At 68.5% G+C, this 25275-nt stretch carries 22 protein-coding genes, 1 tRNA gene and 1 pseudogene; 11 read left to right on the top strand and 13 right to left on the bottom strand.

The window, feature by feature from the left end:
- Positions 1 to 186: 186 nt before the first annotated feature.
- The 3 genes from OG230_RS35245 to OG230_RS35255 all read left to right on the top strand — a co-directional run bounded on the left by OG230_RS35245 (position 187) and on the right by OG230_RS35255 (position 2797).
- Positions 187 to 849, top strand: a complete 663-nt coding sequence (locus OG230_RS35245) for a DedA family protein (protein WP_328907838.1) — start codon at positions 187 to 189, stop codon at positions 847 to 849.
- 173 nt (positions 850 to 1022) lie between these two features.
- Positions 1023 to 2162, top strand: a complete 1140-nt coding sequence (locus OG230_RS35250; RefSeq protein WP_328907839.1) for a sensor histidine kinase — start codon at positions 1023 to 1025, stop codon at positions 2160 to 2162.
- Positions 2153 to 2797 carry a response regulator transcription factor gene (locus OG230_RS35255; RefSeq protein WP_328907840.1) on the top strand — a complete coding sequence of 215 codons (645 nt, stop codon included), beginning with the start codon at positions 2153 to 2155 and terminating at the stop codon, positions 2795 to 2797. The genes OG230_RS35250 and OG230_RS35255 overlap by 10 nt, the downstream gene beginning before the upstream one ends.
- A gap of 42 nt (positions 2798 to 2839) precedes the next feature.
- Here the strand turns inward: OG230_RS35255 and OG230_RS35260 are convergent, their stop codons facing one another.
- The 3 genes from OG230_RS35260 to OG230_RS35270 form a co-directional block, all read right to left on the bottom strand.
- A complete protein-coding gene (locus OG230_RS35260; protein ID WP_328907841.1) occupies positions 2840 to 3829 on the bottom strand; it encodes a hypothetical protein in 990 nt (329 codons plus the stop codon).
- On the bottom strand, positions 3810 to 4451 hold the full coding sequence (locus OG230_RS35265; protein WP_328907842.1) for a PadR family transcriptional regulator: 642 nt from the start codon (positions 4449 to 4451) through the stop codon (positions 3810 to 3812). The genes OG230_RS35260 and OG230_RS35265 overlap by 20 nt, the downstream gene beginning before the upstream one ends.
- A 115-nt stretch (positions 4452 to 4566) precedes the next feature.
- On the bottom strand, positions 4567 to 5547 hold the full coding sequence (locus OG230_RS35270) for a LuxR family transcriptional regulator (protein ID WP_328907843.1): 981 nt from the start codon (positions 5545 to 5547) through the stop codon (positions 4567 to 4569).
- Between the two features lie 218 nt (positions 5548 to 5765).
- Between OG230_RS35270 and OG230_RS35275 the strand changes: the two genes are divergently transcribed.
- The 6 genes from OG230_RS35275 to OG230_RS35300 all read left to right on the top strand — a co-directional run bounded on the left by OG230_RS35275 (position 5766) and on the right by OG230_RS35300 (position 14074).
- Positions 5766 to 7178 carry an aminopeptidase P family protein gene (locus OG230_RS35275; protein ID WP_328907844.1) on the top strand — a complete coding sequence of 471 codons (1413 nt, stop codon included), beginning with the start codon at positions 5766 to 5768 and terminating at the stop codon, positions 7176 to 7178.
- 340 nt (positions 7179 to 7518) lie between these two features.
- Positions 7519 to 8313: an SDR family NAD(P)-dependent oxidoreductase gene (locus OG230_RS35280; protein WP_328907845.1), complete on the top strand. Its 795-nt coding sequence runs from the start codon at positions 7519 to 7521 to the stop codon at positions 8311 to 8313.
- Positions 8314 to 8486: 173 nt separating this feature from the next.
- On the top strand, positions 8487 to 9323 hold the full coding sequence (locus OG230_RS35285) for an alpha/beta fold hydrolase (RefSeq protein ID WP_443051458.1): 837 nt from the start codon (positions 8487 to 8489) through the stop codon (positions 9321 to 9323).
- 457 nt (positions 9324 to 9780) lie between these two features.
- Positions 9781 to 10377, top strand: coding sequence for a DUF2690 domain-containing protein (locus OG230_RS35290; RefSeq protein ID WP_328907846.1), 597 nt, complete (start codon positions 9781 to 9783; stop codon positions 10375 to 10377).
- Positions 10378 to 10385: 8 nt separating this feature from the next.
- Entirely contained in the window at positions 10386 to 13379 is a 2994-nt protein-coding gene (locus OG230_RS35295; RefSeq protein ID WP_328907847.1) for a transglycosylase SLT domain-containing protein, read from the top strand.
- On the top strand, positions 13376 to 14074 hold the full coding sequence (locus OG230_RS35300; RefSeq protein WP_328907848.1) for a hypothetical protein: 699 nt from the start codon (positions 13376 to 13378) through the stop codon (positions 14072 to 14074). Before OG230_RS35295 ends, OG230_RS35300 begins: the two co-directional genes overlap by 4 nt.
- 114 nt (positions 14075 to 14188) lie before the next feature.
- Here OG230_RS35300 and OG230_RS35305 read toward each other — a convergent pair whose 3' ends face one another.
- The 6 genes from OG230_RS35305 to OG230_RS35330 all read right to left on the bottom strand — a co-directional run bounded on the left by OG230_RS35305 (position 14189) and on the right by OG230_RS35330 (position 20481).
- Positions 14189 to 14512 carry a hypothetical protein gene (locus tag OG230_RS35305; RefSeq protein ID WP_328907849.1) on the bottom strand — a complete coding sequence of 108 codons (324 nt, stop codon included), beginning with the start codon at positions 14510 to 14512 and terminating at the stop codon, positions 14189 to 14191.
- A 350-nt stretch (positions 14513 to 14862) separates the two neighbouring features.
- Positions 14863 to 15336 carry an AAA family ATPase gene (locus OG230_RS35310; RefSeq protein WP_328907850.1) on the bottom strand — a complete coding sequence of 158 codons (474 nt, stop codon included), beginning with the start codon at positions 15334 to 15336 and terminating at the stop codon, positions 14863 to 14865.
- 144 nt (positions 15337 to 15480) lie between these two features.
- Positions 15481 to 16362: a GNAT family N-acetyltransferase gene (locus tag OG230_RS35315; RefSeq protein ID WP_328907851.1), complete on the bottom strand. Its 882-nt coding sequence runs from the start codon at positions 16360 to 16362 to the stop codon at positions 15481 to 15483.
- Positions 16363 to 16509: 147 nt separating this feature from the next.
- The gene (locus tag OG230_RS35320; RefSeq protein WP_328907852.1) at positions 16510 to 18606 is read right to left on the bottom strand and encodes a hypothetical protein; all 2097 of its coding nucleotides are present in this window, start codon (positions 18604 to 18606) and stop codon (positions 16510 to 16512) included.
- Between the two features lie 217 nt (positions 18607 to 18823).
- Positions 18824 to 19642, bottom strand: coding sequence for a hypothetical protein (locus OG230_RS35325; RefSeq protein WP_328907853.1), 819 nt, complete (start codon positions 19640 to 19642; stop codon positions 18824 to 18826).
- Positions 19643 to 19812: 170 nt separating this feature from the next.
- The gene (locus OG230_RS35330; RefSeq protein WP_328907854.1) at positions 19813 to 20481 is read right to left on the bottom strand and encodes a maleylpyruvate isomerase family mycothiol-dependent enzyme; all 669 of its coding nucleotides are present in this window, start codon (positions 20479 to 20481) and stop codon (positions 19813 to 19815) included.
- A 261-nt stretch (positions 20482 to 20742) separates the two neighbouring features.
- Here OG230_RS35330 and OG230_RS35335 point away from each other — a divergent pair, with 261 nt between their 5' ends.
- On the top strand, positions 20743 to 21381 hold the full coding sequence (locus tag OG230_RS35335) for a LysE family translocator (RefSeq protein ID WP_328907855.1): 639 nt from the start codon (positions 20743 to 20745) through the stop codon (positions 21379 to 21381).
- Positions 21382 to 21482: 101 nt separating this feature from the next.
- Here OG230_RS35335 and OG230_RS35340 read toward each other — a convergent pair whose 3' ends face one another.
- Both OG230_RS35340 and OG230_RS35345 read right to left on the bottom strand, forming a co-directional pair.
- Positions 21483 to 22238, bottom strand: a complete 756-nt coding sequence (locus OG230_RS35340; RefSeq protein WP_328907856.1) for a hypothetical protein — start codon at positions 22236 to 22238, stop codon at positions 21483 to 21485.
- Positions 22239 to 22288: 50 nt separating this feature from the next.
- Positions 22289 to 22393, bottom strand: a pseudogene (locus tag OG230_RS35345) (IS5/IS1182 family transposase); the annotation flags it as partial.
- 100 nt (positions 22394 to 22493) lie between these two features.
- Between OG230_RS35345 and OG230_RS35350 the strand changes: the two are divergent.
- Entirely contained in the window at positions 22494 to 22907 is a 414-nt protein-coding gene (locus OG230_RS35350) for a hypothetical protein (protein WP_328907857.1), read from the top strand.
- A gap of 172 nt (positions 22908 to 23079) precedes the next feature.
- Here OG230_RS35350 and OG230_RS35355 read toward each other — a convergent pair.
- Both OG230_RS35355 and OG230_RS35360 read right to left on the bottom strand, forming a co-directional pair.
- A tRNA-Glu gene (locus tag OG230_RS35355) sits at positions 23080 to 23198 on the bottom strand.
- 455 nt (positions 23199 to 23653) lie between these two features.
- The gene (locus OG230_RS35360) at positions 23654 to 25135 is read right to left on the bottom strand and encodes a hypothetical protein (protein ID WP_328907858.1); all 1482 of its coding nucleotides are present in this window, start codon (positions 25133 to 25135) and stop codon (positions 23654 to 23656) included.
- Between the last annotated feature and the right edge of the window lie 140 nt (positions 25136 to 25275).

Raw genomic sequence — 25275 nt, forward strand, 5'->3', positions numbered from 1 at the left:
GCCCGGTCGGCTCGCGCAGTGGCGTTCCCGCAGGCGCAGTGTGCGGTATTCCGCAGGGTGAGAACTGCGGAAAGCCCCACCAGGGCGAACGGCCTTCCCCATACCCACGGTGGTCTGCGGTTTCTAGCGTGAAGGGGCACCAGGGCGCCTGCCCCGGTGCCCCTTCACGCCGTCCTGGAGACTCATATGCACCTCACACCCGTGGCTCTGCCTCAGGAACCCGCGGACGGCATCGCGGGCTGGGCCGCCGATCTCGTCGACACCCTGGGCGGCCCGGGTGCCGGCCTGGCCATCGCGCTGGAGAACCTCTTCCCGCCGTTGCCCAGCGAGGTGATCCTGCCGCTGACCGGATTCGCCGCCGGGCAGGGAGTGCTCACGCTGGCCTCGGCGCTGTTCTGGACCACCCTCGGCTCGGTCGTGGGAGCCGTGGCCCTCTACTGGATCGGCATGCTCTTCGGCCGTGAACGCATGCACGCGATCTGGGCGAAGCTGCCGCTGGTGAAGACCTCCGACCTGGAGCGTACGGAGAAGTGGTTCGCGAAGCACGGCACCAAGGCGGTCTTCCTCGGCCGCATGGTGCCGATCTTCCGTAGCCTCATCTCCGTCCCCGCCGGGGTGGAGCGCATGCCCCTGCCCGTATTCCTCATGCTGACCACGCTCGGCAGCCTGATCTGGAACTCTGTCCTGGTGCTCGCCGGTTACTGGTTGGGCGGCCGGTGGACGGAGGTGGAAACCTACGTCGGGATCCTGTCCAAAGCCGTTCTGGCCCTGGTCGTCCTCGCCCTCGCGGCGTATGTGACCGTACGGCTTCGCGGCCGGAACCGGGCCCAGCACCGCCGCACTTCATGACCCACCCGCGCCCTCACGCACGACGGACCCGCCGCCCGCACAGCCTGGGTGATCTTGCTCCGGCTGTGCGGGCGGCACTAGGGTCGGTCCCTGTGCAGGAGGACTCCGCAGGCAGCACCACGCATCGGCTCGCGAGCAGGGGCCGGGACGGCCTCGATGCGGACCGTGCGCCCGTGGTACGGACACCTTCCTGGCCGCGCAGAAGCCTCGGTGCGCTCCTCGGCTGTGCCACGGGCCTGCTCGGCTTCCTGTACTTCCTCCTGGTCGGCACCGCCCTCGGCTCCTTCCTGCTGTGGCCGCTCACCCGGCCCGACGCCCTCGGCGTCCTCCTGGCGGGAGCGCGCCGGCTGGCGGCCCTGGAACGGATCCGCCGGTCCGTCTTCTTCGGCGACCGCTTTCCCGAGCCCTACGCGTCGTCCGGTCCCACGATCCTGCGCTATCTCGCGGTCCGGAGCTACACGGGCCTGCTGAGCGGCGTCGTGATCGGACTGCTGGTCTTCGGCATTGTCCTGGCGGGACTGCTGCTGAGAGGGATGGCCCAAGGGACACTCCGCTGGGACGAGTTGGTGATGCAGCTGCTCCTCGGCAGCGTGCTGCTCTTCCTCGACCTGCAGGGACTCCACTCGCTTTCCGCCCTGGACGCGCGGATCGCCCGCGAGTGCTTCGGCCCCTCCGAACGAGAGCTGTTGCAGCGGCGCATCGACCAACTGGCCACCAGCCGGGCGGCGGTGGTGCAGGCCGTGGACGCCGAACGCAGGCGCGTGGAGCGAGATCTCCACGACGGAGTTCAGCAGCGTCTGGTGGCTCTCGCGATGCTGCTCGGCCGTGCACGCAGGCAGCGCGACCCCGAGCAGGCGGACGCCCTGCTGCGCCAGGCGCACCAGGAATCCCAGGATGTCATCACGGAGCTGCGCGAAGTGGCCTGGCAGGTCTATCCGTCCGCGTTGGACAGTCTGGGACTGGAGGAGGCGCTGGGCGGCGTGTCCGAGCGGTGCAGCATTCCCATTCGTACGGAATTCGATGTGGGCGGGGAACTGCCGCAGCCGGTGGAGACCGCCGCGTACTTCGTCGTGTCGGAGTCCGTGACCAACGCCGCCAAGCACTCCGGTGCCACGGCCATCTCCGTACGGGTCGAGCTCCGCGGCAGGGTGCTGGGAGTGCGGATCGAGGACAACGGCCGAGGTGGCGCACATCCCACGGGCAGTGGGCTGCGCGGCTTGCGCAGCCGGGTGGACGCGCTCGACGGCGCTCTGCACATCGACAGCCCCCCGGGGGGACCGACCACCATAACCGCGGAGCTTCCATGCACGTGATGATTGCCGAGGACTCGACCCTGTTGCGGGAGGGCCTGGTCCGCCTCCTCGTCGAGGAGGGGCATGAGGTCCTGGCCGCGTTCGGTGACGCGGATTCTCTGCTCAAGGAGATGGAGTCGCGGCGACCCGACGTCGTCGTCCTGGACATCCGGATGCCTCCCACGCACACCGACGAGGGACTGCGTGCGGCGCTGGAGATCCGGGAGCGCCGGCCGGAGGTCGGCGTGCTGGTGTTGTCCCAGCACATCGAGCGCAACTACGCGGCCCGACTGCTGGCCTCCGGCGCGGAACGGGTCGGATATCTCCTCAAGGACCGCGTCGGCCAGGTCGAGGAGTTCCTGGACGCGTTGGAGCGCGTTCAGGCGGGTGGTGCCGCCCTCGACCCCGAGGTGGTGCGGCAATTGGTCGTCCGCACCACGCACGGAGACCCGCTGGCCCGCCTCACCCCTCGCGAACGCAGTGTCCTGGAGACCTTGGCGCAGGGGCACACCAACACGGCCATCGCCCAGAAACTGCATATCTCGCTGAGTGCGGTGGAGAAGAACCTCAACAGCATCTTCGACAAGCTGGAACTGTCACACACCACCGGTTACAGCCGGCGGATCCTGGCGGTGCTGAGGTACCTGGAGTCGTAGGGGCATCTCGGGGCCGCCGGCGAGGAGCTGCCTGTCCCCACGTCACACGCTGAAGCGGTCGACGAGCGTCCTCATGGTGGTGAAGGCCGGCTTGGGTGCGTAGTCGTCGGTGGTGAGCCCGAATTGATGGAACAGTCCCGGCTTCGCACTGTCGGCGTCGCGCAGCGCGAAGTGCGTGTAGCCGCTCAGGCCGAGCTGCTGCGAGCGGGCGGCCACGACCCGTACGACGGTCTCGACGACGTCGGCCTGCCGTTGCGGGGACCGGTCGGGACCGGTGGGCCAGCCGTGCTCGGTGATGTGGAGCGGCAGGTGCCCGAGACCGGCGGGTGTCAGCACCGCGTCGCGGTGGTGGCGCAGGAGCCCCTCGACGGCGTCCGCGAGGTCGGACGCGGCCACCGGCCGGAAGACGTCGGGGAAGAAGTCCAGTCCCACGTAGTCCAGATCGGCCACGAAGCGTTCCCCGCCGCGGTGGGTCAGGTCGGTGACGAAGGAGGCGGCCGGGCCGAAGAGGGGCGTGGTGTTGAATCCGACCCGCAGGTGCGTGTGCCCGAGTTCGAGTGCTCGCGCCTTGACGGCGGACACCCCGCGGACGATCGCCTCGTGCACGGCCGGGTAGTAGCCGTCCAGCGTCGGGTTCGACGTGATGTTCGGCTCTTCCGTCACCTGCAAGGTGCTGGTGACCCCGCCGTACTGCTCGACCAGCTCGCGCAGGAAGACGCAGTAGCCGTCGACGTCTCCGGCCGCGGAGCGGTACTGCGCCACCAGGTCCAGTCGGCGCCCGCGGACGGCGTACCGGGCTGCCGCGGCCGGTGTCGCGGTCGCGTGGGGACCGCCGGGCCGGGTGTCGTCGGTGAAGGCGGTGTAGGCGCGCACCAGGAACGGGCGGCCCGGTCGGCCCTGCAGGTGGTCCAGTGCGCGCGACACGCGCGCCGGGTCGTCGGGCGGTCCGTCGGCCAGGCTCCCGGCGTCATCTCCGGTGACGCCGCCGGGGTAGATCCCGAAGAGTATGCCGTCAGGCGCGGTCGGTGGCACGGTTCGATTCCTCTCGGTCGTGTGGTGCCGGGGGAGTCGGAGGCGTCGCCGCCGCGGCCGGCCAGGTCAGGGAGCCACTGCGGATGTCGTCGACGACCGAGGCGATCCAGGTCAGTTCCGCGCGCGCGAGGCACAACGCGTATTCGGCCTCGATGACATGAAGGCGAGGTACGTCCGCCGCCAGGGCGTCGGAGAGGCGCTCCTGATCGGCGTCCGTGCGCTGCTGGAGGCGACCGGCTCGCTCGGTCAGGGCCTCCACCGCGCCGTTGGGCCCGAGCGCGCCGAGGTAGGTCACTGCGCCGAGGAACTGCGAGAACTCTCGTTCCGGGTTACGGATCTGGGAGTCCAGACGTCGTACGAGTTCCTCGTGGCCCTCTTGCGTGAGGGCGTAGACGGTCTTCTCCGGGCGGTTTCCCGAGCGTTGCCGGCCTTGGGAGGCGACCCATCCTGCGGTGGCCAGGGCGCCGACCGTGTTGTAGAGCGTGCCTCGTGTGATCGCGGCCGCGTGGTTGTCGCTGCGCTTCCGCAGCTCGGTGAGCATCTGATGCGGGTGCGAGGACTGCTCCAGCAGGAGGCCCAGCACCGCCAGGACGATCGGGTTGTCGAGAGCGCGACGTGGCATGGTCGAACTCTATCAGTCCAAATAGACTATTGAGGAGACGGCTGCAGGGCGGTGGCCATGCCGCCGCCCTGCAGCGTGCCGGAACCCGACGCCGACCGGGAGCCGGGGCCCGTCGTCACAGCCATCCGGAGCGCTGCGCCTGCAAGGCCATCTGGAAGCGGTTCGCGGCGCCCAGCCGGGCCATCAGGATCTGCAGCCGGCGGAACAGGGTACGGCGGCTGATTCCCATCTCGCGGGCGATGACGTCATCGCTCGCACCGCCCGCGAGGAGCCACAGGAGGCGGCGGTCGGCGGGGGCCAGGCCGCCCGGGCCGGTGGTGCGGCCGTGGAACGGCAACGCGTTCTGCCAGGACTGCTCGAACAGTGCCATGAGTGCGGAGAGCAGGCCGCACGGCTGCACGACCAGCATCGTGTTGTGGACGTCCGCCTCCCTGATCGACAACGACACGAGTGCGAACGCCTCGTCGATGATCACGAGTTTGACCGGCACCGAGGGCAGCACCCGCGCCTGTTCGCCTGCCTTCACGCACGGTTCGATGACGTTCTTCAGATGGCCCGGATACTCGAGCGACTCCCGCGAGTACACGACACGCTGCGTCACACCGCGGGCGAGCGTGGCCAGCGCGTCCTCCGTGGCCCCCGGGAGGGGGAAGTACGGCGGTGACTCGAACTGCCGGATCTGGTCGCGGGCGCTCGCCCACGCCTGACGAACCCTGGGACCGACGGCGTCGCCGGTGACGACCTCGACCAGATGGTCGTTGTACGCGGCGAGCCGCTGGCGCCGGAACGAATCGAAGGCGCCCCCGACCGCGATGCGCGACTCCTCGACCTCGGCGGCCCGGTGCCGGGCGAGGACCTCCAGACCCGCGGTGGGCGGAACCGGGGCCACCACGTCCCCACCCTCGGCGGCACTGGCCAGACCTGCGTCGACCAGTGCGTCGTACGCCGCGGCGAGGTCCGTATCGCCCAGACCGGCCGCGGTTCCGATCGCCCTCAGCGGAGCAGGGGCCAGCTCCAGCAGCGCCAGATAGACCTGGGCCGCCGCGGGATCGATGCCCAGAAGCCGAAGGGCATCGCCGAGTTTCGCGTTCGTCATACCGCCCATTATCGACCGCTCCCGTCGGCGGTGATGGCCGATCTGTGCCAGTGGCACTACTGGGCACCAAGGGCGCCCGGCGGGGGATACCGTCCAGGAGCCGCCGGCGACCGGCGGCGGCGAGGACGCCCGGGCCGTACCGGGAGGGAGCTCGGCCTGTCCGGGCGCTTCCCCCTGCCCCTCGCCGCTGAGGAACTCACCAGAGGAAGGTGTACGACGTGGCGAAAGGCCGAAAGAACGGTCTCTACTCAGGGATCTCCGAGGAACTGTCCGCACTGATGCGGACGGGCTGGGCGGACACCGAGCAGCACGACCTGCGGCTCGACGCACAGGCTCCGTACGCGGCCCACCGCCGCGCCGCGCTCTCCGCGTGCTTCCCCGGCGAGCGCCTCGTGATCCCCTCCGGAAATCTCAAGGTCCGCTCGAACGACGACACCTACTCGTTCCGCCCCTACTCCGGTTATGTGCACATGACCGGAGACCGGGCCCGGGACGGCGCTCTCGTCCTCGAACCCCGAGCCGACGGCGGCCATGACGCCTACTGCTACCAGCTGCCCCGGGACAGCAGGGACAACGACGAGTTCTGGACCGGCACCACGGCAGAGCTGTGGATGGGCCGCCGCCGCTCCCTCGCCGAGGCGGAGCTCGTGCTCGGCCTGCCCTGCCGCGACGTCCGCACCATCGCCGAGGACCTGGCAGCCACCTCCGGTGCCCCGACCCGCATCGTCCGCGGTATCGACCCGTCCCTGGACGCGGCCGTCACCACCGACGAGGAGCGCGACGCCGAGCTGGAAGGGGCGCTCAGCGACCTCCGCCTCGTCAAGGACGAGTGGGAGATCGTCGAGCTCCGCAAGGCCGTGGACTCCACCGTGCGCGGCTTCACCGATGTGATCGGTGAGCTCTCCCGGGCGATCGCGTCCTCCGAGCGATGGATCGAGGGCACGTTCTTCCGTCGCGCCCGTCTTGAGGGCAACTCCGTCGGCTACGGCTCGATCTGCGCCGCGGGCGACCACGCCACGATCATGCACTGGACCGACAACGACGGTCCCGTACAGCCCGGAGACCTGCTCCTGCTCGACGCCGGCGTGGAGACGCACACCCTCTACACCGCGGACGTCACCCGCACGCTGCCGATCAGCGGGACCTTCACGCCCCTGCAGCGCAAGGTGTACGACGCGGTGTACGAGGCCCAGGAGGCCGGCATGGCCGCAGTCAAGCCTGGCGCCGCGTACCGCGACTTCCACGAGGCGTCCCAGCGCCACCTGGCCGCCCGGCTGGTCGAGTGGGGCTTCATCGAGGGCCCGGCCGACCGCGCGTACGAACTCGGTCTCCAGCGCCGCTTCACCATGGCGGGCACCGGCCACATGCTCGGTCTGGACGTCCACGACTGCGCGCAGGCCCGGAACGAGGAGTACGTCGACGGCGTGCTGGAGCCGGGCATGGTGCTCACCGTCGAGCCCGGCCTGTACTTCCAGCCGGACGACCTCACCGTGCCCGAGGAGTGGCGCGGCATCGGTGTCCGTATCGAGGACGACCTGGTCGTCACCGAGGACGGTCACGAGAACCTGTCGGCGGGCCTGCCGCGGTCGTCGGACGAGGTCGAGGCGTGGATGGCCCGGTTCGCGGGCTGAGTAGGCAGAAGCCGACTACGCAGAAGCCCATGCGGTAGCAACAGCAGAGCGAGCACGACGTCGGACCCCCGCGCCTGCGGGGGTCCGATCTGCGTCGCGGGACCTCGCTCCGACGGCGAGGCGTTCCTCCTGGCGGGGAGCCTCACCGGTTCCGCTGCGGATCCTTCACCCGTCCGGGGGAGGAAAGCCGGCCGGCATCGCGTCAACACCCCGGCCTCCGCCGGCGGTGGCGCGGACATTGCGAGGATGGCCGCTCCAGCCTGCCTTGCCGCATCCGGTGTTCAGCACCGGGCAGCCGTGCATTTCCCGCAGGCGTGCTTCTTCAGGAAGGACCCTCACGGTGCTGATCGACCTCGCCGGGAAGACCGCCCTGGTCACCGGATCGACCCAGGGCATCGGAGCGGCCATTGCCAAGGGGCTCGCCCGGGCCGGGGCGCGCGTGGCCGTCAATGGCCGTACGGCCGGCTCGGTCGGCCAGGCCGTGGAGCGGCTGAGCAAGGAGCTCCCCGGGGCCGATTTCCTGGCGGCGCCGGGCGACATTTCCCTGGACGAGGGCGTCGAGCAGGTGGTCGGCGCCGTGCCACAAGCGGACATTCTCATCAACAACCTGGGCATCTTCGGCGCCAAGGGAGCCCTCGACATCAGTGATGACGAATGGCGACGGTACTTCGAGGTGAACGTGCTGTCCGCGGTCCGCATGATCCGCAGATATCTGCCGGGCATGACGGAACGCGGCTGGGGGCGTGTCCAGAACATCGCCAGCGACTCCGCCATCGTCACCCCGGCCGAAATGATCCATTACGGGATGTCGAAAACGGCGCTGCTCGCGGTGTCGCGCGGATTCGCGAAGGAAGTGGCGGGAACCGGAGTCACGGTCAATTCGGTCATCGCGGGTCCCACGCACACCGGCGGAATCGAGGACTTCGTCTATGAGCTGGTGGACCGCGAGCTGCCCTGGGACGAGGCGCAGCGCACGTTCATGCGCGAGCACCGCCCCCAGTCACTCATTCAGCGGCTGATCGAGCCCGAGGAGATCGCCAACATGGTCGTCTATCTCAGCTCGCCCTTCGCGTCCGCCACCACCGGGGGCGCGGTCAGGGTGGACGGCGGATATGTGGACTCGATCCTCCCGTAACGCCGCTTCGCACGGAGCGAACCTGGGGTTCCGGCGAGGAGGTCGACGACGTCCGGGTCGCGGGGGCTGCTCCTCAGCGGCCGAGGGCTTCTCGTCACGAAGGGCCGATTACTTCACGTCCGCGCTCCGGTCTCCACATCGACCGATGGTTCATCATCCGAAGGTGAGGGCGCGTGTCCATGACGCGTAAGAAGACGGCTGCAGGGGAATCGACCGCCATATCGCGCGACGGCACGGAGATCGCGTTCGAAGAGTCGGGAAGCGGGCCCCAGGTGATCCTGGTGTCCTCGGCACTCGCCGACCGCTCCGACGCCAGGAAACTCGCGGGTCTCCTCGCCGAGCGTTTCACGGTCATCAACTACGACCGGCGCGGTCGTGGGGCCAGCTCCGACGGTGCCGCGTACGCGGTGGAACGCGAGATCGAGGACATCGCGGCACTGATCGAGCACGCAGGCGGCTCCGCGTCGCTCTTCGGCAGTTCCTCCGGCGCCGTTCTCGCGCTGCGCGCCGCCGCGGCGGGCCTGAAGGTCGACCGACTCGCGCTCTACGAGCCGCCGTTCGCCGTCGCCGACGCCGACTTCGGTCCTCCGGCAGGCTTCGCGGACCGCATCGACCGCCTCCTCGCCGAGGGCAAGCGCAGCGAGGCGGTGAAGGCGTTCATGGTCGAGGCACAGGGCATGCCCGCGCCCCTGGTCGCGATGATGAGGCTGATGCCCGGCGTCTGGTCGAACCTCAAGGGCCTGGCCCACACACTGGCGTACGACATCGCCGTGATGGGCGACACGCAGCAGGGCAAGCCGCTCAGCCCGGACCCCTGGTCCGCGGCGAAGGCACCGACGCTGGTCCTCACCGGTTCCAAGAGCCCGGCCGGTTTCCAGAGGGCCGCGCAGGCGCTGGCCGAGGTACTCCCCGAAGCCGACCACCGCACGCTGCGCGGCCTCAACCACGGAGCGGTTGTCATGGCACCCAAGAAGATCGCACCCGATCTCGTCGAATTCCTGCGGGGCTGAGTTCCGGGGGTGGTGGGGGAGTGGCTCCTCCGCCCCCGTCCCGTCGGACCGTCAGAGCGGCCAACTCCACTTGCTGAGCGCGCGTTTCCTCGGCAGCGTACGAGCGGCGCGCCCACCTGAGGGCGCCGACAGTCTCGGCCACTCATATCGCCGAATTGTCACTTGCTGCCCTTGGTGAACTGAATAGCCCGGCGTGGAGCTCCTGTTCATCAGCATGAGATGCCGAAGTGCCACTTACGTACGCTGCTGTTCGCTGAGAATCACCGCCTGACACGCCCCACTCTGTGGCAGCGCACCACCTATGGGGTGCGCTGCCACAACACGTCCACCTTCGGCATCCATGCAGGTAAAGGGAAGATCAACTCGGCCTCTCCGTGCGTGTGTTCGCGTTAGCGTGCGCCTGTCCCCGCGGTGCCCGAAGTGGCACCGGGGCAACCAGGAATAGACACGGCAATTCGTGCTGCGCTTGATGCGGCGCGGAGAAGAAATATCCGAGGTGATGTGCGTGCACGGCATACGTAGATGGGGGCCGGCGGCGGCTGCTCTGACGCTGCTGGCGGGAGCCTTTCAGGGAATTGAGGCGTCGCCGGCAGCCGCAGCAGACTGCTGGCGAGCGACTTGTTCGGACAAGGACCCCATTCAGATGGGATGCGACGACGACGCCGAGCTTCTTCAGCAGGTGACCAATTCGGATGAGTCGGTCCAAGTACGGCTGATGTGGTCCCCGCAATGTCAGGGGGTATGGGCGAAGGTTTCACGCGATCTCGACACGTCGCCCGACTACGTGTACCTGACGTTGTGGACGACACGTGATCCCGACGGCGGTATCCAGCGCTACGACACGGCGGGCCTTCTCGGCGACGGCGTGGCAGGCGCCTACACCAAGATGCAGAACTGGAAGGCCACGACGGCGAAGGCGTGCTGGAACGACGTCAATGCCCAGTACGACCCCGAACCGATGAAATACATCATCAACGACCCCAACGTCACGACGGACAAACCGGTCGACGCGAGCCTCCCGATCATTCACGGCTTTTGTACGGACTGGCTGTAAGGAAGATCATGCGCACAAGACGCCTCAGAAGATACTTCTCCATCAACCCGCTCATAGCCATGAGTGTCGTGGCGGCATCCGCCGCTCTGGTCCCGCTGACTTCCGCGGACACCACGGTGGCCTCGACCGCCGCGGACGGCACGACGCCGCGCCTGTTCGCCACACCCAGCAAGGACCTGGGATCGGGATACGCCTCTTCGGCTGACGCGATCGTGCAGGCCACCGGCGACGCCGAGGGACTGCACATCCTCGCGGCGAGGGAGAGCGACGGGTTCTCCTTCTACGAGATCGCCCGCCTCAACCGCAAGCAGCTGTCCGAGGTCGGCCCGTGGACGGGCTACGTCTGCACCACGGGGTCAGGGAACTACGCGGCGGCGGTCTACGCCCCGTCGGCCTGGTCCAACGAGCCCGGCGCGTACGAGAACGGCGCGTTCGCCGCGGTGATCCGTCTCTCCGACGGCAAGGTCACCGAGGTTCCCGACCGGGTGCAACTGGCGTACTTCACGCCGGGCTGCGGAGCGGGCGACGAGGTGGCGTTCACCTCCAGTTCGGCCACCGACACGTCCGCCGGTTCGACGACGGTGACATCCGTCGACGCGGCCACGGGATCGGTGTCCTCCCGCCGCACGGTCGACGGCTACCTCACGCACGTCACGCCCACGCAGAACGGGACCGTCGGCGTGCTCGCCGGCAACCTCGTCGACCTGAAGGGCAACGGCAAGAAGCTGTCCGCCCGCAAGCTCGCAGCGGTGCCCGGCCCGATGTTCGCGCTGACCGCGTCGAAGAACGGCACGGTGGACGTCGGCACCGTCGACGGCAAGAGCAGCGTCATCTCCCGCTTCGACGGCAAGAAGTTCACCGAACTGGGCCGCGCCCCGAAGGGGGAGGTCAAGCTCCTCCCCGTGGCCGGCGGCGACGCGGTTGTCGGAGACGTGAAGGGAATCGACACCAGCACCGCCCCGGGCCTTTCCAAGCACGCGGTGGACGGCCGCGTGGCCGGGATCTCCCGTCACGGTCACCTGGTGACCAACTCGGTGTTCTCGGAGCAGATGAAGGGCATCACCACGAGCATCGGCTCGCCCTCGGAGAAGGGCGTCGGATCGCTGACCATCGAGGCGACCGCGCTCAAGACCGGTGCGAAGGCCACCAAGCTCGTGGACGCCGACCTCAAGCGGCCGAAGCCCGACTCCTCGCTGCCCGTCGACCCGGCCGCGTACACCGTGGCCGGTGACGACGACGACGATCCTGCCACCTGCGGTGAGGGCATGCCGGAAACGCAGTGCCTGTCCGGGTCCGGTGCGCCCGTGTACGGCAAGGTCGGGGAGATGGAGAGCCCCTGCATCGTCAAGCGCAACGACCCCAAGCGCCAGGCGCTCCAGGCCAGCGCGAACATGGTCGAGTGGGCGGTCGACCAGGCCGTCCACGGCGAGCTGACGGTGTCCCGGCCGAAGGACTGGCACGACACCGGCCTTGCCGCCTACACGCCGCAGGGCCTGTTCCCCAAGCCGTTGCTGAGCGGCGGAGGTGAGATTCCCGCACAGGTCATGCTGGGCATCATGGCCCAGGAGTCCAACTTCAAGCAGGCGTCCTGGCACTCCATGAACGGCGACTCGGGCAACGTCACCAAGTCCGACTGGTACGGCAACGAGAACGGCATCCACGGCTACCCCAACCGGGCCAAGGCGGACTGCGGTTACGGCATCGCCCAGGTGACCACCGGCATGTCCGAGGAGCACGCCGAGCAGTTCGACACCTTGCGCGCCGGCGCCGTCACCACCGACTACGCCGCGAACATCGCCGCAGGGCTCGGCATCCTGGCCGAGAAGTGGAACCAGCTCAAGGCGCTGGGCATGAACACCAACAACGGCAGCCCGGCCTACATCGAGAACTGGTACATGGCGCTCTGGGGCTACAACTCCGGCGTCTACACCTCCGGCTCCGTCGGCCTGGGCTTCTTCAACAACCCGATCAACCCGCGCTACCCCGCCGACCGGCAGCCGTTCCTGCGCTACAGCTACAACGACGCCTCCCACCCCGGCGACTGGAACTACTCGGAAAAGATCTTCGGCTGGGCGGAAGTCCCACAGATGACCTGGGACGCCGAAGAGTCCTACTCCGAGCCGACCATGCCGCTCGGCATCGTCAAGGCCCCGCCGCGCACCCTGTTCTGCAACCCGTCCATCAACGCGTGCGACGCGGCCGCGGCCGACCCGTGCCCGAGCTGGGACGCGGCCTGCTACTGGAGCGGCAGCGTGGACTGGATGGGCCCGCAGAGCACCGGCAACTCCAGCACCGAGAATCTCAGCTACTCGCTCGGCTCGGGAGAACCCGAACTCCAGAGCAAGTACGGTCACGGCCCGTGCATCGACCACCCGAGCGTCTACACCAACGCCATCATCGTCGATGACCTCGGAGAGCACGAGGACACCTACGACTGCGGGGACTTCGAGGCGGCCGACGACGGCAAGTTCACCCTCCAGGCCGGTGACAGCATCACCACGCTGAGGGACGACGGCACCTTCCGCGCCACCCCCTACATCGCGCCCATCGACCTTCACCAGCTCGGCGCCGGGTACGACCACCACGTCTACTTCACGCACAGCTACGAATACACCGAGCCCTTCCACCGGGTCACCGGCCGGTGGCAGGTCAACCAGAAGAAGCTCCCCTCCGGAGACCAGCCCGGCCAGCGCTACAAGGTCTATCTCCACCTGCCCAGCCACGGCGCGGAAGCGGTCGTCCGGTACGACTTCATCCCGGGCGACAACACGAGCGGCGCCAAACCCGACTACTGCAATGTCAACCAGGGAACCCGCAGCGCGGGCAAGGACACCTGGTTCGAGATGGGCACCTTCAGCTTCTGGAAGGGTGGCCGGATCGAGGCGGACAACATCCACAAGGGCGGCACCGGAGACGACAACGTGGTGTTCGACGCGATCGCCTTCGTTCCGTTCAACTCCGCCGATCCGGGCGCGTGCGCCCTCGTCGACGGTGGCCTGTGATACGCGCCGCCATCCGCGTTCCCGCCGTGCTGATGACCGTCGTCATCGGCATGGCGGGAGCCGCCTCCTGCAGCCAGAACAGCCCCGGAACGGCAGCGTCGGAGAGTCCGAAGGCAGCAGTGCCTGATCCGTCGGCGTCGGCGTCCAAGACACGGACGGCGCCGCGTGCAGCCGATCTGCCGAAGCACGCGGTATCCGGCGACAAGCGGCCCGCTTTCGGTGAGGTGGACACGATGGCCACCGGATACACAGGGAAGGAATTCCTCGCCGGGCTCGCGAAGGACTGGAAGCTGAAGCTGGACGAGCCCGTCGAGCAGGAGATGCCCGACGGGGAAAAGAGGACGTACGTCCACGGGCGCGGCGGAAGCGGCGTCACGATTTCGGCTGGGTACGCCGATCACGAGGACATGTCGTCTCTTCTGTGCAAGACCGGCGCGAACCAATCCGATGGTCCGGGCTTCCTTGCCGCCTGTACTGGACTGGACGTGGCGGGAGTCGATCACGGCAAGGCGTCTTCGTGGCTCGAGCAGGCGAAGAAGGAGACCGATGCCCTGTACGAGAAGAAGGTCGCCGAAACCGGCAACAAGAAGGAGTACGTCGTCAGCGGGGTGTTCGTCTCGGGGCCGGTCGTGATGGTTCTGCACCGGGCGTACGACACGTACTCGCTGAGAATTCTCGGAGGCGCGGTGGCGTAGAGCCGTAGCCGGCTTCCGGTCGCGAAGGTCCCTGCCGGCTACGGCAGGGACCTTCGCTCTGCGAGCGATGGTCTGCCCCTGGAGCGCCTTGACGGGCCATCCGCTGTACAGGGGTCAGCAGAGGAACTTTGCGGTCTTTTCCTTGTACTCCTGCATTTCACCTGCCTCGTAACCCGCTTCCTTCAGGCTCTGCATGAGTGCCGCCGTGTCGCCGCACAGGCGGGGGCGCTGCTCGTTCACATAGGACTTCACGCCTTCAGCGGGCAGTTGTTCCCACGTCTGCTTGATTTCCTTGTTCTTTTCATGGGCGTAGGAGAACTCGACCCATTCTTTCTCCCGGTCGGTCAGCTTCGACGTGTTGACGGACGTGCTGCTTCCCCCGCATGAAGCGACCATGAGAGTGCATGCCATGACGAGAAATATGCGCGCTTTCTTCACAATGCTCTCTTCCGAGTGGATTCCAGAGGCGCATTGTACTGCATGTACGCGACAATCACTTGAAAGGAAACGTCCTGATTTGCGCTTGATTGGGCGCGCTGTACGTGCTCCTTTTGACGCTTCTTCAATTCGGTAGTGAGGCTTGGCTGCTGAGAGGTCCGGCTCTCGCTCGCTGATGGGTTCAGCGTTCGCGAGCATTGATCCCATGTCGAGAACGAGTCGTGCCTCGTCATGCAGGACATCGAGGGCAACGAGTTCTGCCTCGACTGTGACCGCGAACGTGGCGCCTTCGGTCTTTCGCCCGGATCATGCCGGCCCCCGCGAGCCCGGCATGATCCAGAGGAGAGCGCCTAAGCCAGGGGCGGGTCGAAAAGGTCCAGCTCGGCCTGCGTCGGGGCCTCGAACTGACTCTGCGAACTTCTGAGCAGTTCGTTCGTCAGCACGACCGAACCCGGTTCCTGGTTCCGCAGAGCGATACGCCGCTCCAGCTCTTCCATCGGCACGTCGAGGTAGCGCAGTTCGACATCGGCTCCGAGCCCTCGGGCGCGGAGCCGCTTCTCGTCACGTTCAGACCTTTCCCAGAAGCCGTTCTCCAGGATCACGACGACTCCGGCAGCAAGCAGAGCCTGGGCGTGTCGCCACAGGCTTTGTTCGACCCGGTCCCGAGCCGCACCGTCGAAGAGGTCGAAGCCCAGCTCCGTGAGCCACTCGTCCGGGCAGAGGCGGACCGCGGACAGCTCGTACTCCAGAGTCCTTGCCACCGTGGTCTTCCCCGCACCGGGAAGACCGCACACGAGAACCAACCTTGGCCGTCGGTCGACCATGATCACCTGCCCTTCATCGAATCCTTGCGGAAATCATCGCTCCTGCCCGTGCCATCCCGGCTCACCGAACAGGCGACCCTCAGGGCGAGCGGACAGACGGAGCATGACAACGCCGACCCGTGTCCGGCGACATGCACGGCCTGCTCAACGGGACTCTCCGGAGGAGTCCCGGTACAGGTCCCGGACCTCGGGGCACTGCTGGAAGCCGGCCGACGTGTAGGCGGCGACGGCGCCGACATTGGCGCTCGGGGTGCAGACGATCGCGCTCGAGGAGCCCAGCTCCTGGAGTGCGGACGCCGCAGCGACGCTGATCGCTTTGCCGTAGCCGTGAAGGCGGTGTTCGGGGTGCACGCCCATCGGTTCGAGCAACCCGGGCCTGCCCGGACCGGCCGACCACACCGTCACCGCCGCCACGGCGCTGCCCTGGTCGTCGTACGCGACCAGACACCGGGCGTCGGTGTACGGCAATCCGGTCGCCATCGCGTGCCAGCCCTCGTCCGTGAAGCGCGACCCGTCGAACGCTGCCCGATGTACGGAGACGAACACGTGGGCCTGTTCCGGGCCGACCACCTCGATCCGTACACCTGGGTCATTCACCGGCTCGGTGAGGTCGCGGCGCAGCGGCGTCCACGGTTCGTCGGTGTTCCAGCCGTCCTCGACCAGCAGCTCCTGGACCAGTGCACCCGTCGGCGCCTCGATGTTCGCCCTCCCCTCGGGCAGCACGCCGCGCTCCGGGTCGGTCACGTCCTCGACCAGCTGCTGAGCCAGTTCCTCCTCCCGCAGAGCGTGTGGCGCGATCGTCAGCCTCAACAACCCGGGACCGTCCAGCAGCCCGACGGCGAGCATCTCTCCGTCCCGACTCCACGTCCTGACCGCCGCGGCGGTCGCGTCCGCACCTGCCCGCCAGAACCAGCCGAGGTCCCCCGGATGCAGTTGCATCGGCGCCCCGTCGTCCTGCCACTCCCGCAGCACGCTCACAGCCTTGCTCAGCCCGTCGACTCCCGGCTTGCTCAACACCATCGCCATGCCCTCGATCACACACCACGGCACGCACCGCCCGCATCCGGTTTCCGACCCCGGTCGGCGTGGTGCGGCGCGGCCGAAGCCTCGGGCGTGACCCGTGACTTGTGACCCGTACCCCGCGCTGTCGTCGGGGCGCGGCGCGTGAGCGGGTCAACCTGTTTCGCCGGGCAGGTCCCGTACGCCCGCGCGCTGATCGATCCAGGCCCGCGCCGCCGTGATGCCGGACGGTGTCGGGGCAGGGCGAACCTGGTCCGGATAGCGGATCAGGCAGTGCTCGCGGGCTGCCAGGAGCCCGACGGCCCGCGCCTCGGGCGACAGTTCGGGGTGATCCGCGACGACCTGCGCGCGCTGCCACCAGCCCCAGTTGCGCTGGTCGATGGAGTAGTGCCACAACGGCTGGGCCGGGTCCGCCACTCCGATCAGCACCCGGTTCAGGACGTACCCGCGGACCGCCGACTCGCTCAGCAGGCGGTCGGCCACCAGCAGCGGAGGCGTCTTGTCGAGCCTGGCACGCATCAGGACCCAGGTCATCAGATGGCCCTCGTCGTGGGCTCCGGAAGCGATGAACTCCCACAGCTCGCCGGCCTTGGCCTCGTCCGGGGCGCCGAGGTGGGTCAGAAGCCGCAGCTTGTTCTTCCAGACGGGCCGCGGCTTCGCCCACCAGGCCACCAGCTCCGTGGCGACGGGGTGGCCGAGGTCGAGCGCCAGGCAGGTGAGGGTCACCAGCGGGTGGCGCCACTCGGTGTACGTGGTCCGGTACTGCTTGGTCAGGTCCTTCTTCCAGCGCGCCAGAAGCGCCTCCACCTCGGCCTCGGTCGCCGCGCCGTGGGCGTAGAGGAGTTCGAGACAGAAGGCGACTCCCTGCATGCCGGTCTCCTCGTCGGCCACCTGGGTCCGCAGCCAGCCGATGTCGGCGTCGGTGAGCGCGCGGTAGCGGCTCCAGACGTCGCACAACGCGCCCTCGCGGACGGTCAGGTCGGGGCCTCTGCCGGCCAACAGGCCGTCGCGGACGCTCTCGTACCGGTCGGCGGCGGCCAGCGCGTCCGTCGCGGCGGTGCCGGTGAGATCGCCGTAGGCCGGGCCGAGACGTACGGCTTCCTCCCGCACATGCGCGACCAGGTCGCGGGCCGCGTCCGCAGCCGCCACACGCAGCGGGTGCGACAGGCGCTCGTCGCTGGTGAAGCGGACGGCCGTGAGCGCTGCGAAGCTCTGGCGGGCGCTGCGATCCGCCCCCGAGTACTCCCTCCACTCGTTTGTGGTTGCCGCGCTGAGTGCGGCGAAGAGGGCTCGAATCGATCGCTGCGGGGCACGTTGTCCGACCAGTTCCGCGGCGAGCGTGTTCGCGGCCCGTACCCGGTCGGGCTCGCGGGTCGACGTATGCACCGTCAGCCACGCGCTGATCGCGGCACCGTCGCCGGTGAGCGCCAGGGGGCGTACGGCGGTGAGGCCCCGCTCGGAGGGAACCTGGCCGATGACCCGTGCGGCACGGGATCCGACGGCGGCGGCGACGTCCCCGACGAGGGCGTGGTCGTGACGGAGCATCGCGTGCAGCAGCGGCTGCCATCCCACCCACTCGGCGAGCCGCCCCGCGTACTCCTCCCGCCACCGGGGCAGCAGCCGTGCCACCTCGTCGTGTGTGAGCGCGTCCCGGTGCTCCAGCGAGGTGGCGAATCCCGCGACGGCGGACATGGTCACCGGTTCGCGCAGCCGGTCGTGGAGCCAGGCGGCCTCGATGTCGGTCAGCGCCCGGTACCGGTGAGGCTGCCTGCTGCGATCGATCGGGGTGTCGAGCTGCTGGAGGAACTGGCGGACGCCGGCCGGGTCCCCGGGGCCGGGCAGCCCGGTGTCGTCCCGGTGGGTGATCCGGTCCAGCCGGAAGGCGCCCTGCGGGCCGCCGTCGACGACCTGGTAGCCCTCCGGGCCGCATCCGAGGCCGGCGGCTACGGTGGCGTGGTCACCGCCCCAGTGGAGCATCAGTTCGCGGGTGAGGGCGCCGGATCCGTCGAAGGCGCTGTGCGCCTGCCAGTGCCAGTACGCGAACGAGGTGTCCGCTCCGAGCCCCTGTGCGGCGAACAGCTCGGCCGCATCCCCATGACCGTCGGTCTGGGTGTAGCGGTTCCGGGTCGGAGGGGGGAGGGCGACGAAACCGTCGCCGCCCAGCCTCCGCCACCAGGCTTTCACCTGGGTGAGATCCGAGCGTCTCCGTGCTGGAGTCGTCCTGCGCGGGGCCGGATGCCGACCGGTCATGTGAGGTCCTCCTCGGCGAGGTTCCGCGCCCGGCCCCGCCTACCGGCCCGGTGCGTATGAGATGTGTGCGTGCCTTTGCCCCGCCCTGTCACGGAGGCAGGCTGTCGCTGTTGCTCCGGAGGGCATCATCGTGCGGGGTGCGGGCGGGATCCGGACTGCCGGCCGGCGTCCGGGGGTGGTGCCCTCCACGCACCGGTGTCGGCGAGGAGGCTGAAGGTCAGGCGGTGTCCATCTGCTGATGGCGCTCCTGCATCCGGGCAATGACGCGCTCCCGGCCCAGCTGCTTGGCCTGACGGAGTTTCGCTTCCGCGAGCAGCACCGGAATCCAGAACAACCAGCCCCACAGACTGAAGTCCACCACCCCGCCCCACACCAGGGCCTTGTTCACGCCGAACGACAGAGCGAATGTCAGTACGTACGCTGCGACCCGATGGGCCAGAAGCAGGCGCAGTGGTGCGTTCAGCGGCCCCTGCAGAAGCTCGACCGCCGCCGCCAGTTCGGCGGCCTGGAGGTCCTCTTCGGCCGCCCCGGCGGGCTCGCCGAGGGCGGCACGACGGAGCGCGTCGGAGACCAGCACGCTCTGTTCCGCAACGGCGGCCTGCTGAGCCTGTCCTTGGAGGGCGCCCGTCTTGAGCTCGTCCCAGTAACCGCGACCCGCCCAGCCCGTCGCGTCTTCGACGCGCCGGCGTTCCTCCGACCCGGCCGGCGCCAACTCGTCGATCCTCGCCTGGAGGCCCGCCGCACGGTTCGAACGACCGGGGTACGTAAAGGAGTCGGCGCGAAGGCACAACTCCAGATACGACACCAAGAGCCCGAGATCGTCCTGCGCCAGCGCGAGGCCCTTGCGGTACGCGGTCTCGGCCCCGGCGTCGTGGTCGTCCTCGTCCTCCGCGGCATGGGCCTGTCCGAGCCAGCGGAAGAGAACGGGATCCGGCCCGACCTCCGCAAGTCCCGCCTCCGCCGTCGTTCTGACAGCGGCGTAGCCACCCACCTCGAAAAGCTCGGAGCATCGCTCCACGTACTGCTGCTGTGACACGTCCCCACCCCAGTTGTCCGAACAATCACCCTGCGTAGAACTCGGTGCCGCTGTCAATGGCTGCTGGATCACCATGTGCAGGTCAACCGCGTGCGGGTGTGCCTCGGCGGGCGATCGCCGATCCGGCCACGAAGGACCGGACGAGGTACTGCGACTTCCTTGCCGAACTGCTACCGAGCCGTTCCGCAGCGCTCGCGGAGGAGCTCGACACCGTCGCCTTCCAGGTCGTCGACATATACCTCGCGCCCGGTCATGGCCATCGTCAGGGCCACGGTGCTACCGGACACCAGCGCCCCGGATCCGGTCTCGAAAGGGCCGTCATCCGCGACGAGTCGTAGATCGCCGATGCGTCCCTTGGCAAGGACCACGAGATCCGATCCCTGGTAGTACTCAGCCACCCGTGTGACCGTCTCGATCGGGTAGTCGCGGTGGATGCCCAGCGGGCGCCGGATGTCTTCTGCATGCACGATCGTCTCGCCGAGCATGGCGACGGCCGGGAGGGGAGGCTTGGTTCTGCTGGGGACAACGCGCCGGAACCGTTCAAGTGTCTCGGCCGGATTCGCCCCGAGCTGTTCGGCCAGCCGCATTGCTACCTGCTTGTCGAAGTCGAATCGGCAGCGGATCACACCCGCCATCCAGCGCACCGGGTTGAGGCTCGCCGCCGCAGTGAGATGTGCCAGCACCTCACGCACCGTCAATCCACTGCACAGTGACGGCGTCGCCCATTGAACGTCCGACGTATCCGCAAGATCGGCTACCAACGCCGCTCGCTCAGCATGGATGAGCGGCCATACCGGGGCCTCCGGGCTGCGATCGGCTGCCGGCTTCGAACCAGTCATGTGGACGATCCTCCTCCTGCGAGTTGTGCCCTGCACCGCCCCGGAGCACAGGGGTGGCCGGCAGAGCATTCGATGAAGAGACTCTCGCCCTCGAACAAGGTCATCGCCCAGCGACACTCCTTCCTGGGCGCCCGGACCGGGGTCGCGCGGACGTCGGAGTGGGCACACAGAGCCGACGGCAGATCCTGGTGCTGGTCGTGCATGATTTCCGGCTACCCCCGCCAACAACGCTGCAGGTCCGGCGGGGTATTCTGGCATCCCATGGCAATGAGCACAGCCCTGTGGTCCTTCGCCCTCGTTGTAGGGCTTCTTACTCTGACTCCCGGTCTCGACACCGCGCTGATCCTGCGCACGTCGGCCCTCGGCCGGCGCAGGAGAGCCTGGGGCGTCGTCCTGGGAATCCAGACCGGCACCCTGCTGTGGGGAGCGTTCACCTCACTCGGAGTGACCGCACTTCTCACCGCTTCCCACCTGGCCTACACGGCGTTGCGCTGGATCGGGGCCGGCTACCTGATCTGGATGGGGGCCCGCATGCTCCGGGACACCTTCCGGGGCCTGCCCGCGTCGGACCTGGACGATTCTGTCCTGACGGCCGACGCGGACTCGGTCAGCAGCGGCTGGCGGCAGGGAACGCTCACCAACCTCCTGAACCCGAAGATGGGCGCCTTCTACGTCGCGGTCCTGCCCCAGTTCATCCCTCCGGGCGTACCCCACTTCACGATGGGTCTCCTGCTCACCACGGTGCACATCCTCACCGGTCTGCTCTGGTCGGCCGTCCTCATCGGCTTCGCCCGCGTCCTGCATGGCTGGCTCCGCAAACCCCAGGCGCGCCGCTTGCTCGACCGGATCACCGGCACGGTCATCGGCGTCTTCGGCATCAGACTGGCACTCGGCAACTGACCCTCCGGGTGCCCGGTTCCGGCGGCCTGCTCAGCTGTCCGTCCGTTCGTCCGCCCGCACGCACGTCCGGTCGTGGGCTACGGGCGGGGTGAGTGTGCCGGTCATGCGGCGGGCCGCGTCCCGAGTGCCTGTGCCAATCGGGCACTTTGCTCCCGGGTGATGCCCTGGGCGAGGTGTGTCTCGCACCGCGGACTCATGACACCGTCGCAGTGCAGGATTCCCTGGAACACCTCCGGGTCGTCCGAGAGCGGAGAGACGGCAGGGAGCGTCCATGCAGCCGGTTCCCACAGGGGGTGGTCGGCGAGGAGCGCTTCCGCGAGGTGCGGCGCCAGCGCCGAGCTGACGCCGGCACGCAGGAGCGCGTCGCCGACGACCCCTGCGGCTTCCTCGGGCAGGTCCTGGTCGCCGAGAGCCGGCAGCAAGAGGAGCAGCCGTGCGTAAGCGGCGTGGACTCCCGGGGCTGTGAGGTCGGGCGTGCGGGCGATGTGGTGGAGCTCCCGCCAGGAGAGCCCCGGCCCGGCCTGGTGCCCGCTGACGGTGGCCAGGTGGCCGTACCGTCTCCACTCGGGGTGGGTGATGAAGTACTCCGTCGCCGGATCCTCGGGGATGTTGCACCCGAGGACCACTGCGGTGTGGCCGCCTGCGAACGGGATCCGGAATGCGGGCCAGCGGTCCTCGTCGCTCAGCGCATCGCAGGCCGCGTCGGCATCGGCCCCGTCGACACCGAACCATCCCTGCGTGGCGTCGTACTCCTCCGTCTCGCTCAGCCACATCAGGTAGGCATCCCAGAACCCCGGAAGTGCCAGCAGTTCCTCGCCCGCGACAACAGGTGCCTTCTCAAATCCCTCTATCACCATCGGCCCAGGCTCTCACCCGCCTATGACAGCCCGAGTGCGGCATGGAGTGGCCCCTCGCGCCGAAGCACCGTCACAGGCTTCCCGAACTGCAGCGGGCTGAGCCCGGTGAACGGGGCTCTCCAGGACGGCTCCGACGCCGTGATCACACCAGCCACGGCGAGATCGTCTCGCCTTGATCGCGCTGTGGGTCCCGCCAACCTCTGGCGGGATATATCTCGGTCGCCAGGACGGTTTCGGCATGAGAGCCTCACGCCCGTGGCTACTGAAACCGAGGTAGGAGAGCGGTTGCACCAGCGCGGCTGGCGGACGGCATTCACGGTCGCTGAAAGGGTGAACGCGTGGGCCGCCCTGGTGACCGCCATCGAGCGCGGCTACGGCGACGACATCTACGAGTACACCAACGACCTCTACTGCCGAAACTGGCTCCACGAGGCTTGGCTTCTCCTGGACGAACACATCGTCCAGCTCTGGACCCTGCAGATCAAGGCACTGGACGACCGGTACAAGGCCGCGACCTTCGACGACGATGGCCAAGCACTCGACCAGTTTCACAGGCTGCCTGGCCTCGACCTGTGGTGGTGGCGGCGACACCCTCGCATCCTCACTGGAGACCTCGGGCGTTCGCTTCGTTCGGCCGGTGCCATCGGCGCCGAAGTGGACACAGCATGACCCTCAGCCTTGTGGGATCAAGGAACATCTCTCAGCGCTCGCCGGTCGAGCCGGGGCCCGCAGAATCACTCCACGGAATGTGAGCCAGAACCCGGGAATGGGCTTCGGCTCACCATTTGTGCACCTTGCCGACATGGCAATTCCGTGCGCTGAATCAAGCCCAGGTCGGCTGCGGTGCCGACGGGATTCGAACCCGCGGACAGGTAGGAGCAGGCCCGCCCCGTCTCCGTCAGTCGCCGTGAGAGGGACCTCGCCCACGGCGATCGCAATGGGCCGCTCTGCCACGGCACCGCAACCTGCGGGTCTGCGCGCAGCCCCGCTCCGACTCAGGGTAGAGACATCGCCCTCCGCGGACGAGTCCTTATAGGACCCCGGCAACTGCTGCTGCGTGACCACAGGGTTGGTGCCAGAACCCGCGTTCTGACGGCGCTGCGGTACCTGCCAGGGCGGCACCGGCACTCAGCGCCCTCGCCGCCATGACGCGTGGGACTTCACGGCGCCTGGCTGGAGGGGCTGGGATTCACGTCATCGCGTCGTTCTTGATCACCCGTCTCGGGCAACGTCCCCAACAACGGCCGTATCAAGCAGTGGGCGACCACCTCGGCACCCGCCGATCACGCCGAGACTCTGGCTCGCTGGGAGGCGTTCAACTACGCCCGCACAGGAACCGCGTTCGCTGCCTTCGGACTGCTGATCGTTCTCTCCACGTGTCGAAGGCACTCGCCTCGAGATCCGGACGACGGGCTCTAGCTGCCGACGCCGGCGAGATCGAGAAGTCGGTGCATCAGCTCCGGGGACAGGGCGGGGTTGCGGGCCGCTGTCGTGGGCATGGCGCCCGCGCCCAGCATCTCGATCAGTCGCGCGTGGGGCAGGCGCGGATCGCCTACGGCCTGGCGGCGCACCATGGCGTCCTCGTCATAGGAGAGCCGCTCGACCAGTTCCGGCGGCGCCTCGGGGTCGAAGAGTGCCGCGTACCGCAGGCGGTGGTTCGGGTCCTCCGCGAACCGGGCGAGACCCGGGCGGGCGAAGTTCCGGCGGAAGGCCAGCATGCCCCAGCTCAACCCCTGCCAGTCGGCGAACATCTCCACGAGCAGTTCGTGCGGGGCGTGGTTGTTCTCGCACAGCATCAACCGGACGTAGTAGTCCTCGTCGCCTGCCAGCCTCTCGACCACGTCGCCCGGCAGTTCCGGCGCGCATGTCGCTGCCCGGCGCAGCAGGACGTGGGACGAGGCGGCGATCTCCCGTAGCGCGTCCGGATCGCCGAGGCGTTCCTCGACCCAGGCGGGCACCGGATGGCGGCCCTCGGACACGGTGTAGTCGATCGCCGTCCGCTGCTCCTCCGTGAGATCCCCACGCAGTGAGACCGCGAGCCGGACCGAGGCGACCCCGTCGGTGGCCAACGACAGGGCGAGAGCCGTCGGGATGTGCCGGTTGCAGGCGGCTGCATGGCGAATCCGGTCGTCCTCGTGCGCCACGAGGAGCCGCGCCAGCGCTGGTTCGACGGGTGCCTTGAACGCGGCGTCCCGGCGCCGTTTGTCGTCCTCCTCGGCGAGGAAGTCCTCGACCGTGACCGCGAGCGGCACGTCGACGCGGGTTACGCGTTCGACCGCCTTGCGTACGTGGGGATCGGCGTCGGCCTCGGCCGCGGCCCGGACTTCCGGGCGTAGCCGGGGCCAGCTCCATGAGTCGATGGCGGCGGACCGGACGCGCGGGTCGGGGTCCTCGGCCAGGGAGAGCAGTGTCTCGTCCGGCAGGCCAATCAGAGCCGTGGCCCTGTAGCGCAGCCGCGCCTCGGGGTCGGTCGCGACCCGGAGGACGACATCTGCCGGCAGCTCGACGCCGAACTCGGTCGCCATGAAGACCGCGTAGCGGCGCACTTTCGGGTCCGGATCGTCGACCAGTACGGCGAGCGCTTCCGGCGGCAGGTACGGGTTCTCGGCGAGAATCCGACGGACCTGGGGATCGGTGTGCGTGACGGCGGCCATGGCCACCTGGGACGACAGCTTCCGATAGGCCAACCACGACGTGGGACAGGGCAGCGGGTCGACCGTGAAGACGCGCCGGAGAACCGAAGACGGTGCAGCGGGGTTCACCGCGAGCCCCATGATCCATTCCGCGTGCAGGGCCGTGTCGGCACCGAGTACCCGCAGGGCTTCGGTCCGGGTGGTACCCGATCCCTCCAGGGCGTCGAACGCTATGCATGTCGGCTTCTCACCCGTGTTTTCCACGGAGTGATCTTTGCAGACCCGTCCTGTGGTCCTCGGGTTCTGTCGTCCGGTCGCCCAGTCCCCTGGGGCGGTTGAGCAAGAAGCGTCTTCTTTTCGCGTGCTGCGACTGCGGAGCTGCGCCTGGTTGCTTCATTCCAGTC

It is taken from the genome of Streptomyces sp. NBC_00234 (assembly GCF_036195325.1).
Classification (GTDB): domain Bacteria; phylum Actinomycetota; class Actinomycetes; order Streptomycetales; family Streptomycetaceae; genus Streptomyces.